General features: G+C 38.7%; 13 protein-coding genes and 1 pseudogene. 5 read left to right on the top strand and 9 right to left on the bottom strand.

Annotated elements, in window-relative coordinates; all coding sequences use genetic code 11:
* Positions 1-178: 178 nt before the first annotated feature.
* The 6 genes and pseudogenes from ACWB1W_RS02050 to ACWB1W_RS02075 all read right to left on the bottom strand — a co-directional run bounded on the left by ACWB1W_RS02050 (position 179) and on the right by ACWB1W_RS02075 (position 3,497).
* Positions 179-659 (bottom strand): annotated as a pseudogene (locus ACWB1W_RS02050) (DUF5752 family protein).
* Entirely contained in the window at positions 652-1,002 is a 351-nt protein-coding gene (locus ACWB1W_RS02055; RefSeq protein ID WP_479369736.1) for an MGMT family protein, read from the bottom strand. The pseudogene ACWB1W_RS02050 and the gene ACWB1W_RS02055 overlap by 8 nt, the downstream one beginning before the upstream one ends.
* Positions 1,003-1,072: 70 nt before the next feature.
* Entirely contained in the window at positions 1,073-1,261 is a 189-nt protein-coding gene (locus tag ACWB1W_RS02060) for a hypothetical protein (RefSeq protein ID WP_479369737.1), read from the bottom strand.
* A 37-nt stretch (positions 1,262-1,298) separates the two neighbouring features.
* A complete protein-coding gene (locus ACWB1W_RS02065) occupies positions 1,299-2,165 on the bottom strand; it encodes an ROK family protein (protein ID WP_479369738.1) in 867 nt (288 codons plus the stop codon).
* Positions 2,158-2,565: a hypothetical protein gene (locus ACWB1W_RS02070; RefSeq protein WP_479369739.1), complete on the bottom strand. Its 408-nt coding sequence runs from the start codon at positions 2,563-2,565 to the stop codon at positions 2,158-2,160. The genes ACWB1W_RS02065 and ACWB1W_RS02070 overlap by 8 nt, the downstream gene beginning before the upstream one ends.
* The gene (locus ACWB1W_RS02075) at positions 2,556-3,497 is read right to left on the bottom strand and encodes a magnesium transporter CorA family protein (protein ID WP_479369740.1); all 942 of its coding nucleotides are present in this window, start codon (positions 3,495-3,497) and stop codon (positions 2,556-2,558) included. Before ACWB1W_RS02075 ends, ACWB1W_RS02070 begins: the two co-directional genes overlap by 10 nt.
* A 58-nt stretch (positions 3,498-3,555) precedes the next feature.
* Between ACWB1W_RS02075 and ACWB1W_RS02080 the strand changes: the two genes are divergently transcribed.
* From ACWB1W_RS02080 to ACWB1W_RS02095, 4 genes are read left to right on the top strand one after another with little or no spacing between them, the layout of a single operon-like run.
* Entirely contained in the window at positions 3,556-4,863 is a 1,308-nt protein-coding gene (locus ACWB1W_RS02080; protein ID WP_479369741.1) for a homoserine dehydrogenase, read from the top strand.
* Positions 4,864-4,874: 11 nt separating this feature from the next.
* Positions 4,875-5,210, top strand: a complete 336-nt coding sequence (locus ACWB1W_RS02085) for an MTH1187 family thiamine-binding protein (protein WP_479369742.1) — start codon at positions 4,875-4,877, stop codon at positions 5,208-5,210.
* The gene (gene argB / locus ACWB1W_RS02090) at positions 5,207-6,100 is read left to right on the top strand and encodes an acetylglutamate kinase (RefSeq protein WP_479369743.1); all 894 of its coding nucleotides are present in this window, start codon (positions 5,207-5,209) and stop codon (positions 6,098-6,100) included. Before ACWB1W_RS02085 ends, argB begins: the two co-directional genes overlap by 4 nt.
* Complete coding sequence (locus ACWB1W_RS02095) at positions 6,090-7,226, top strand: glycosyltransferase family 4 protein (protein ID WP_479369744.1); 1,137 nt, start codon at positions 6,090-6,092, stop codon at positions 7,224-7,226. Before argB ends, ACWB1W_RS02095 begins: the two co-directional genes overlap by 11 nt.
* Here the strand turns inward: ACWB1W_RS02095 and wecB are convergent.
* From wecB to ACWB1W_RS02110, 3 genes are read right to left on the bottom strand one after another with little or no spacing between them, the layout of a single operon-like run.
* Positions 7,221-8,366, bottom strand: a complete 1,146-nt coding sequence (wecB, locus tag ACWB1W_RS02100; protein WP_479369745.1) for a non-hydrolyzing UDP-N-acetylglucosamine 2-epimerase — start codon at positions 8,364-8,366, stop codon at positions 7,221-7,223. The two genes, ACWB1W_RS02095 and wecB, sit on opposite strands and share 6 nt — an antisense overlap.
* 26 nt (positions 8,367-8,392) lie before the next feature.
* Positions 8,393-9,520 carry a glycosyltransferase gene (locus ACWB1W_RS02105; protein ID WP_479369746.1) on the bottom strand — a complete coding sequence of 376 codons (1,128 nt, stop codon included), beginning with the start codon at positions 9,518-9,520 and terminating at the stop codon, positions 8,393-8,395.
* The gene (locus ACWB1W_RS02110; RefSeq protein ID WP_479369747.1) at positions 9,504-10,184 is read right to left on the bottom strand and encodes an exopolysaccharide biosynthesis polyprenyl glycosylphosphotransferase; all 681 of its coding nucleotides are present in this window, start codon (positions 10,182-10,184) and stop codon (positions 9,504-9,506) included. The genes ACWB1W_RS02105 and ACWB1W_RS02110 overlap by 17 nt, the downstream gene beginning before the upstream one ends.
* Positions 10,185-10,270: 86 nt before the next feature.
* Here ACWB1W_RS02110 and ACWB1W_RS02115 point away from each other — a divergent pair, with 86 nt between their 5' ends.
* On the top strand, positions 10,271-10,588 hold the full coding sequence (locus tag ACWB1W_RS02115) for a cupin domain-containing protein (protein WP_479369748.1): 318 nt from the start codon (positions 10,271-10,273) through the stop codon (positions 10,586-10,588).
* Positions 10,589-10,590 lie beyond the last annotated feature (2 nt).

A 10,590-nucleotide genomic window follows, 5' to 3' on the forward strand; every position in this document is an offset into this window, starting at 1 on the left:
GTCCTTCTTAAGATGGGTTTTAAAGAGGAAGCAAAGAGGTATTACGAGAAAGCCTTAAGACTTCTTGAGCAGGGAAAGGAAGGGGAAAGGGGACAAAAGGAAAGACTTCTAAAGAAATTAAGGGAGCTCTAACTATTTACGTGAGCTCTGCTAACAAGCCTTTACCACATTTCCGTATCTATACCCAGAAGATGAGCTTTTTTTCTTCGTTCATTTCCGAAAGCCATTCGGAGAAGGTATTTATACGCTTTCCCTCCCATAGTTTCACACCTAAAAAGTTATAAAAAATCCCGTTGTAGGATATCTCTCTAACCGCCTCTTTAAGTTCCTGTAATGTGTTTACACAAATGCCCGTATCTATTACTTTTCTATCACACCCTCAAAACTTCTTCCTTTAGCTCCTTCAAGTTTCTAAGCTCAAAGGGGTTTATGGCGTTCATTTTTTCTGATGCCTCTTTTAGGTTATTCTCACTCAGCCACTTAGAAAAATCGTTTACGAAATCGGTATATCCCTCGAGTTCCCTGAGTAGATAACCGCAGGTGTGATAGTATAGTGAACTTTCGTTAATTTCCGAAAGGACATTAATAAATTCCCCCCGGCTTTCCACAACTTTATGAACCGAAAAGGGAAGTAAGACTTCCGAAAAAATCTTAAACATTTTTACACCCTTCGTGCTTTAAAAGTTCTATTTTTATCTCAACACCCGCCGAGTACCCACCTAAGCTTTTTTTTGATAAGACCCTGTGGCACGGAACTATTACGGGAAAAGGGTTCACCTTCATACAAAAACCTACAAACCTGGGATGAACACCCAAAACTTTCCCAAGTTCTCCGTAGGTTATAACGTTCCCGAATCTCACCTTTTCCTTCAGGTATAGGTAAATTTCATAACATTTATGGGATGAAGGTATGCCGAGTGTTTCAAAGGGAATCTCCGGGTCCCCTTTTCTAAGGAAGTAGTTTACAAACTCCTCAAGAAGGATATCACTTCCTTCTTTCAATACTTGTGTTTTTATTATTTTGTTCTTTGATATAAGAAGTAAAAGCGAAAGGGAAGGGGTGAGAGCTGTTTTAACATATCTTGGGTTCGCAATCGCGATCGTCAGACTCTTCAAGGAGTATACACTCTTCGCACATCTTACCGCCGGGTGGTCTTGTAGCTCCGCACCATGTCTCGTAGTCTTCCGTGGGATATTTTGGACATTTTGTGCAGAAATGCCACTCGTCACTTCCCTTCTTTTTCCTATACTCAATAATCATATTTCCACCTCCCCGGTTTTCTAAGAAAAAATTTACATTACTTCTTCAATTTTTTCAACGCGTAAGCTAAGGCCCCCCTTGCACCCATAAACTCCCCTGCGCTTGAGAAGCGTATATCAACACACGAGGCGGGAAGACTTTCGGAGATTTCATTAACCTTTTTCGGAATATCCTCAAGAAGCTTTCCCATTGTTTGGATGACTCCTCCCGCAAGGACAATTCTATCGGGATTGAATATATGAACCATGTTCATAAGACCTACACTGAGGTAATCCTTAAAGAGGTTAACCACCTCAATGGCTTCTTTCTCCCCTTCCTTTGCCCTTTCTATTATCTCGTAATCTCTGAAGTCTTCACCCTTCAGTTTCTTATACTCCCTTTCAATTCCGTAAGAAGAGCAGTAGGCTTCCCAGCACCCTTTTCTTCCGCAGTTGCAAAGTTCTCCGTCTTTTTCAACTATATGGTGTCCTATCTCAAGGGCACTTCCGCAAACCCCGAAGAAAACTTCCCCCTTATAAACAAGTCCGCCACCGAGACCCGTTCCCACTGCAACGAGAAGCAGTATCTCACTTTCCCTGTTATCGTAATACCACTCCCCGAAAGCACCGAGGCTAACGTCGTTTCCGACAACGAAGGGGATATTTGTTTCTTCAAGAAGCTCCCTGAAGTCAACGCCGTCAAGGTTCGGAATGTTCGGAGACTTGTAAACCTTACCCTCAAGGGAGGTAAAACCTGCAACCGCTATGCCAACACCTGTGGGTTTTCCTTCCTTAACAATTTCCTTAATCTTCTTCAGGAGCTTTTCCTTATCCTTTTTTATATCCTTTATGTAATGTTTCTCACTCCTTCCGTCTTCCCAAAGAACCTTTATGAAGGTCCCTCCTATATCTATTCCTTTAATCATAATCTATAAGGATAACTCTAAACTCCTCTCCCTCCCACATACCTACTAGGTTCAGCTCTCCGTCGCTCAGATTAGCTTTATATATGAACTCACCGTCTTTAGGAATAAACTCTTTTGCTATCACCTTTTTACCTGCGGTTTTCAAACAAAGCTTTTCAAATTCCGAGACCCTACCGAGTAAGCTTTTATGCATGTAGGGAATAATTTCAACGAACTTCTCTTCGCATTTTTGGGAAAGAAGAATGCGAAGGAATTTTTCCATAACCATCTTTGCGTAAAATTTCTTTTCATGCTCTTTATACAGGATAAAGAAGGTGATTATAAAAGGATAGGAAAAGGTGAGAAGAACGGTAAAGGCTAAAACGAAGTCTTCAATGGCTATCCTTCTCTTCAGAGCCATCCCTTTCTCCTTACCCAGAAAAGAAGAACTGCGGTTGTAAAAACCATAAGGAAGAGAGAGTAAGGGTATCCGTATTTCCAGTCAAGTTCAGGCATATACTTGAAGTTCATCCCGAATATGCTCGCTATAAGTGTGGCGGGAAGGAATATTGTTGCAAGAACGGTAAAAACCTTAACCGCTTCGTTCTGTCTTATGGTTATGAGTCCGAGGAGGGAGTTCTGTATGCTGTCAATCTTCTCCATGTAAAAGGAGGTGTAGTCAAGAAGCGTAGTAAGGTCGTCGTATATAACCCTCAGGTCTTTTTTGGTGTGAGCGTTTATTATGGAGCTCTTAAGGGCTTTGCTTATCACTCTTAACTTCTCGTTTATGCTCTCCCTTATCGTTATGTTAAGCTCGTCGTAAAAGGCCAGGTCCCTTATCATCTCCTCCGATTGCTCTACGAACATCTGTCTCCATATATCCTTAATCTTGTTTCCGAGAACTTCCAGCCTGTCCCCGAGTCTGTCAACCTCTATGCCGAGTATCTCCGCAAAAAGACTCTCGGGAAACTGATAAAACTCCTTATGAAAGTTAACCCTGTTTTTAAATAGCATTATCGAAGGTATGTCCCTATACCTTACGGTTACGAAGTATTTCTCCTTTATGTAGAAAACCACGGGTTCAACCGCTATCTCATCCTTCTGGAGAATTACAAAGGAAAGAGTTATCTCAAGGAAGTTGTTTCCCTCTATGTATTTAGAGCTTATCTCTATGTCTCCGAGTATTTCCTTCGGCGGCATACTGAAGCTTATTTTTTCTCGGATAAAGTTTATTTCCTCTTCTGTGGGATTAAAAAGGTCAAACCAGACTATAAATTTCCCCTCGTATTCGGGCAGTTCTTCCTTATCTATCTCCTCAAAGCCTTTAAAGGTGTTTACGTATATTTTTATCACACTCAATATTTTAAAACCCTATGTTGTTGCTTTCGGAAAAATGGTAGATAATTCTCTTATGCAAAGCCTTAAAGTGGGCATAGTAGGTTGCGGAACGGTAGGAACGGGAACGGTAAAACTTCTCATACAAAACAGGGAATTGATAAGGAAGAAAACGGGAATTGAGTTTGAACTCGTTAAGGTTGCGGACCTTGACTGGGAAAGGGAGAGGGAGTTTGAGGTACCCAAGGAACTTAGAACAACTGACTATAGGGAGGTTCTTGAAAGTGCAGACATAGTTGTTGAGCTTGTAGGAGGGAAGGAGTTTGCAAAAAAACTTATCCTTGAAGCCCTTGATAGGGGTAAGTGTGTAGTTACAGCGAATAAGCATCTCCTTGCGGAGGAGGGAAAAGAGATATTTGAGAAGGCTCAGAAGAGAAACCTCTTTATCGGTTTTGAGGCTTCCGTGGGAGGAGGCATTCCCGTTATAAAGGCTCTGAAAGAGGGGCTTTCGGGAAACAGGATTTTATCAATTCTGGGGATTTTAAACGGAACGACGAATTACATACTCACAAGGATGTTTGAGGAAAACCTTGATTTTAATCAAGCCCTTGAAGAGGCAAAGAGAAAGGGGTATGCGGAGGCTGACCCGACACTGGACGTCGGGGGATGGGACGCAGCCCACAAGATAGCTATACTCTCCATGCTTGCATACGGGGGATACCTTGATTTTGAAGACGTATACGTTGAAGGTATAACCAACGTTGAAAAACTTGACGTTGAGCTCGGAAAGGAGCTTGGATACACATTAAAACTCCTCGCAATAGCCAAAAAAGTAGACTCAGAGGTTGAGATAAGGGTTCACCCGACCTTTATACACTCGGAAGAGGCACTCGCTAAGGTTTGGGGCGTTTACAACGCCGTTATGATAGAGGGGGACTTTGTGGGAAAGACGATGTTTTACGGGCAAGGTGCCGGCTCTCACCCGACTGCCTCCGCGGTAGTTTCAGACATAATAGACGCGGGAAGGTTTATCCTTTGCGGAGGGAAGGAAAGAATTTCAATAAACTGGGATAAGGATAAGCTAAAGGTGAGAAAGAACTTCTATTCCCGTTATTACCTCCGTTTTGACGTTCCGGATAAACCCGGTGTTCTCGCTAAGATTGCGAACGTCCTTGCCAACTACAACATAAGCATAGCCTCCGTTCTCCAGAAAGAGATGGTTTGTAAGATAGCGGGAAGGGAAGGAGAACCCATAGTTCCCCTTGTTATCCTTACACACAAAGCTTACGAGAAGGACATTCAGAGGGCTCTCTCGTATATAGAGAAGCTTCCTGTTGTGGTTGATAAGCCTGTTTTAATTCGCGTGGAGGAAGAAGCCTACTAAAATTTATATACATGAGCTTCCTTGTGTTTGTAAGTATGACCCCCCTAGGAGAAGGAGAAAGCGTAAGCAAGTACGTTGCAAGGGTAGTTGATATAGTTGATAAGTCTGGGCTTCCTTATGTTCTGACACCCATGGGAACGATAATAGAGGGTGAGGACTGGGACGAGGTTATGAATGTTCTAAAAAAGGGATTTGAAGCGCTAAAGGAGGACTGCAATAGGATTTCCATAACTATGAAGATAGACTACAGAAAGGGTAAAAAAGGTAGACTCGTTCAAAAGGTTAAGTCCGTTCAGGAGAAACTCGGAAGAGATATTAACATAGCTACCATTCAAGAAGAGAAATGAACGATGCGATAGAGAAAGCGAAAATACTCCAAGAAGCCCTTCCCTACATAAGGGAGTTTCACGGAAAGATATTCGTTATAAAGTACGGCGGTTCCGCAATGCACGAGGAGGAACTTAGGGAATCCTTTGCTAAGGATGTTGTTCTCTTAAAATACGTGGGTATAAATCCCGTAGTAGTTCACGGAGGAGGACCCCAGATAAGTAAGACTTTGGAAGTTTTCGGTATAAAACCGAAGTTCATAAACGGCATAAGGAAAACGGATGAACTCACGATGCATATAGTTGAGATGGTTTTATCCGGGGATATAAACAAGGACATAGTTGCCCTAATAAACAGGTTCAGCGGAAAGAACATATACGCTGTGGGTCTTTCGGGGAGGGACGGAAGACTGCTGAAAGCAAAGAAGCTTGATAAAGATAGGTATTTCTCGGAACTCGGACTGCCCGTTCCCGAGGAGGATATAGGATACGTGGGGGAGATTACGGACGTGAACGAAGAACTAATTTACACACTTCTCAGTCATAACTTCATTCCCGTTATAGCACCCATAGGTGTGGGGGAAAAGGGAGAGGCTTACAACATAAATGCGGATATAGCTGCTGCGGAGATAGCCGGAGAGCTGAAGGCGGAAAAACTCATCTACCTTACCGACACAAAAGGTGTTAAGGACGAAAAGGGAGAACTAATATCAACGCTTACAAGGGAAAAGGCAGAAAAGCTTATAAAGGAAGGCGTTATAAGGGAAGGAATGATTCCTAAGGTGAAGTCCGCACTCAAAGCCCTTGAAAAGGGTGTTAAAAAAGTCCACATAATAGACGGAAGGGTGAAGCACTCAATCCTCCTTGAGGTATTTACGAAAGAGGGGGTGGGAACGGAAGTTGTCGCTTAAAGTCCTTATAAATTATTTGCCAGCTTTAAATAAAACTTTATCAGGTGTAGGGAAGTATACCTATTACATAACTCTTAATATGTATTTAAAATCTAATGAAAATGAAAAAGTTAAACTATATGGTTTATTCCTTGGAAATACTAGAGAATTTCGCAGCTCAGATTTCACAATTAATTTGAAAAAGAATATAGAATTACTTTCTAGGTTTAGAAACTTTTTAATTAAAGACTACTTGTTTGTTAAAGTAGTGACCTTTTTTAGAAATATTATGACTAAACTTATGTACACTGACATTTATTTCGAACCTAATTTTGTGCCGTTAGATATTAGAGCTAGAAAAAAAATTTGTACTGTCCATGATCTTTCCTTTTTTAATCCAAGTTTTCAACCTTATTACCGGGTAAAGTTTTTCTCAGAGGGATTTATAAAAAAAACTTTAAAAGCTGACTTAATTATTGTTCCTTCGAATTATGTAAAAAACGAAATTGTAAACCTGTTTCCTTGGGTAGAAGAAAGAATAAAAGTTATTTACCATGGTGTAGACCATAATATATTCAAAAGCAAAGATGAAAACTTTGAAAAAAGAAAATACATATTATTTGTAGGAAATATAGAGCCTAGGAAAAATTTAATCACCTTATTAAAGGCATATTCTATGCTACCTGATAAATATAAGCGGGAATTCCCTCTTCTAATTGTAAGTTACAGTGGTTGGAAAAACGAGTACGTATACAGATATATAAACGATTTAAAACTTTATAAATATGTAAAACTTAAAAATGATGTACTAAATGATTCGGATTTAGCACAAATATACAGGGAAAGTGTGTTTCTTGTTTATCCCTCACTTTATGAAGGTTTTGGGCTCCCGCCTATTGAAGCTATGGCTTGCGGATGCCCGGTGTTGGCGTCAAACATGGGCAGCATTCCAGAAATATGTAAGGATATCCCTATGTATTTTAATCCCCACAGTGCGGAAGAACTTGTCGAAAAGATGATTTATCTAATAGATAAACCTTACCAAAGGAAAAGGATGTCAGAATATGGGAAAATTTACTCTAAGAAATTTTCGTGGGAAAAAGCAGCTGAAGAACACATAAATGCATTTTTGAAACTATTCTTATAACTTTCCTTTTCTCATCATACGTTTTATTATGTTTACAATCCTTTTACTTGCTCTACCATCACCATAGGGGTTCACAGGTCTCGCCATCCTTAAATATTCAATCCTATCGTCCAGTAATCTAAAGACTTCACCAACTATTTTTTCCTTTTGCGTTCCGACAAGCTTTGCAACACCTTTTTCTAAACCTTCTACTCTTTCTGTTACATTTCTCATTACAAGTACGGGTTTCCCTAAACTTGGAGCTTCTTCCTGTATTCCTCCAGAGTCCGTTAGTATTAGGTAAGACTTACTCATAAGCCATATAAGGTGGTTATAAGGAAGCGGTTCTATCAGATGAATGTTTTTTATGCCTTTGAGAATGCGATTGACCGGTTCTCTTACATTTGGATTTAGATGTACCGGAAAAACTATATCGACATTTTTTCTCCTAGCCGCTATTTCTTTGAGTGCATAACATATTTCCTGAAGAGGTTTCCCAAAATTTTCCCTCCTGTGACCCGTAACGAGAATTATTTTCTTTGAAAAGTCCAGAAAAGGGAACCTTTTCTTATACTTTTCTTCACCCTCCTGTTTAATAATCTTCAGCCCCAAGAAAAGAGCATCTATTGCTGTGTTTCCGACAACCCATATGTTCTCTTTTATTCCTTCTTTTATTAAGTTAATTTTGGCTTTTTTTGTAGGAGCAAAGTGATAATTTGCCAACCTGCTTATAAGGATACGATTCATTTCCTCAGGAAAAGGTGCGTATCGGTTATGACTTCTTAGTCCCGCTTCTATATGTGCCACTTGATATTTGTCGTAAAAAGCTGCAAGTGCGCTTGCAAAGGCCGTGGTGGTATCGCCTTGAACTATAATTAAATTCGGTTTAACCTCCTTTAAAACGTTCTTTAACTGCAATAATACTTCTGTTGTTATATCATGTAGGGATTGGTTTGGTTTCATTATGTTAAGTTCATAATCTGGGACTATATTAAAAAATTCTATAATTTTTTTAGTCATTTCTATATGCTGTCCGGTGTTACATACGATAACCTCGAAACCTTTGTCCTGCTCCATTTCTTTAATCAAAGGAGCTAACTTAATGGCCTCAGGCCTTGTACCAAACACTACCAAGGTTTTTACTCTAAATTGCTTTTCCATTACGCTGTTTTATTATACGTGAAGAATTATATACTTTGGGACATGACTCTTTCAAGAAATGCTTTAAACTGCTTTCTAAATCTTTCTCTCGAAAATTTTAAAGAATTTTGCCGGATTATATGTGGATCAAAAGAATGTTCTATTTTTTCAAAATGTTTTATAGCTTTAACTATAGCTTGCGGTGTGTTTTCCTTATAAAATATTCCCGTTAAATTTTCAATTACACTTTCAACAACACCCCCTCTTTTATAGGCTATTACCGGAGTACCTGCTGCCTGGGCTTCTACGGGAACTATACCGAAATCTTCTTCAGCACTAAAAATGAGTGCTTTTGCTTTTGACATTAGATACGCTAACAATTTATCTTCTATAAATTCCAAAAATTCTATGTTTTTTGAAGCTAAATTTTTTAAATGCTTTAAAAGAGGACCGGACCCTACTACTATAAGCTTTCTGTCTCGCAGTATATTAAAAGCCTTGATAACAATGTCTATATTTTTATAAGGAACCAGCCTTGAAACGACCAAATAAAAGTCTTCTTTTTGTGGCGATATGTAAAATTTCTCTACTTCTACAGGTGGATATATAACTGTTGCATCCCTTCTATAAAATTTCTTTATTCGTTTAGCAACGTATTTGGAATTAGCTACGAAGTAGTCCACACGCTGTGCTGAATAATAATCCCATATTCTTAAATAATTGGAAATTAATCTTAGAAAAAGAGAAGGAATTAGACTCAAATTTTTATTATATTCCCAATACATATCCCATATATATCTCATAGGTGTATGGCAGTAGCATATATGTACTTGATAACTTTTAGTTAATACACCTTTAGCTACACTATGGGAAGAGCTTATCACTATATCGTAATTATGCACATTCATATTTTCTATTAATATTGGAAACAGAGGAAGAAAGTATCGGTAATATTTACGAATAAAAGCATTTACCTTAAATCCGTATACTCTATTAATATCTAGACCTAAATTTTTAACTAAAGTTTCGTCATAAAATAGGGTATATATATCGGAGCGAGGGAAAATTTCTACAAATTCTTTCAAAACTTTCTCAGAGCCACCTAAGGATATTAACCAATCATGCACTAAGACTACTTTTTTTTCATAGCCTGTGTAGTCAATAGGCTCCTTCACCTGTAAGTACCACCTTTACAGTTTTCAAAATAATCTTTAGATCAAGAAGTAGAGATTGGTTTTTGACGTACCATATATCCATATCTACTCTTTCCCGATAAGAGCTTACACTGCTTCTCCCATTAACTTGCCAGTAACCTGTTATACCCGGTCTAACGGATAGGTAATACACTGCTTTTTCTCTATAAAATTTTTCTAATTCTTCTTTAACTACCGGTCTTGGACCTACTATGCTCATGTCTCCTTTAAGTACATTTATAAACTGTGGTAATTCATCAAGGGAAGTTTTTCTTAAAAACTTCCCTATAGGAGTAATTCTAGGGTCATTTTTAAGTTTAAAATTTTCTTCCCATTCTTTTCTAAGTTCTGGATTTTTTTGTAATATGTCTCGTAACCTTTTATCCGCATCTTTGTACATTGTCCTAAATTTTATAATTTTAAAACGTTTTCCTTTGTATCCTATTCTTTCCTGAGTGTAAAATACTTCACCACCGTCAATAAGTTTTATCAACAGTGGTATTATAATAAAGAAAGGTATTGAGATTAATAAAAAAATAAGGGAAAGAATAATGTCAAAAGGTCTCTTCCATTTAGGTATTAAGACAATTTGCTCATTACGTCTTTTCTCTTTTACCACACTCTCCCAAAGCCCTACTTCTTCCATAGAATTAAATCATATAAATTTTTCCTATTTTGAATACCTTCTCTTATTCATGTCTATGTTTGTAAACAGTTACTTATATTATTCTTATGGCGGAGATAAAAGTTCTTGAAGAGAAGTTCGGGGAAAAGCCGATTAGTGAGCTCGTTTACGAGGACGCAAACGCGAAGGTGGTAAGGTTTTACTTAAGAAAAGAGCAGGAAGTGAAGCCTCACACGTCACCCTCAAGTGTATTTATAACAGTTCTGAAAGGCAGGCTTCTTTTTACTTCGGAAAAAGGGAAGACTGAAGTTTCTCAAGGTTCAACGGTTTTTTATAGGCCTAACGAGCTTCACGGATTTAAAGCTATTGAAGACTCCATAGTTGAGGCAACCATAACACCTAATCCCGCGGTGAGGAGAATTTAATA

The sequence above is a fragment of the Aquifex sp. genome, assembly GCF_056494385.1.

Excerpts from the sequence above, each read along its gene's own strand:
- ACWB1W_RS02060 (WP_479369737.1), bottom strand. The coding sequence starts at position 1,261 with ATGATTATTGAGTATAGGAAAAAGAAGGGAAGTGACGAGTGGCATTTC.
- ACWB1W_RS02065 (WP_479369738.1), bottom strand. The coding sequence starts at position 2,165 with ATGATTAAAGGAATAGATATAGGAGGGACCTTCATAAAGGTTCTTTGG.
- ACWB1W_RS02070 (WP_479369739.1), bottom strand. The coding sequence starts at position 2,565 with ATGGCTCTGAAGAGAAGGATAGCCATTGAAGACTTCGTTTTAGCCTTT.
- ACWB1W_RS02080 (WP_479369741.1), top strand. The coding sequence starts at position 3,556 with ATGCAAAGCCTTAAAGTGGGCATAGTAGGTTGCGGAACGGTAGGAACG.
- ACWB1W_RS02085 (WP_479369742.1), top strand. The coding sequence starts at position 4,875 with ATGAGCTTCCTTGTGTTTGTAAGTATGACCCCCCTAGGAGAAGGAGAA.
- argB (WP_479369743.1), top strand. The coding sequence starts at position 5,207 with ATGAACGATGCGATAGAGAAAGCGAAAATACTCCAAGAAGCCCTTCCC.
- wecB (WP_479369745.1), bottom strand. The coding sequence starts at position 8,366 with ATGGAAAAGCAATTTAGAGTAAAAACCTTGGTAGTGTTTGGTACAAGG.
- ACWB1W_RS02110 (WP_479369747.1), bottom strand. The coding sequence starts at position 10,184 with ATGGAAGAAGTAGGGCTTTGGGAGAGTGTGGTAAAAGAGAAAAGACGT.
- ACWB1W_RS02115 (WP_479369748.1), top strand. The coding sequence starts at position 10,271 with ATGGCGGAGATAAAAGTTCTTGAAGAGAAGTTCGGGGAAAAGCCGATT.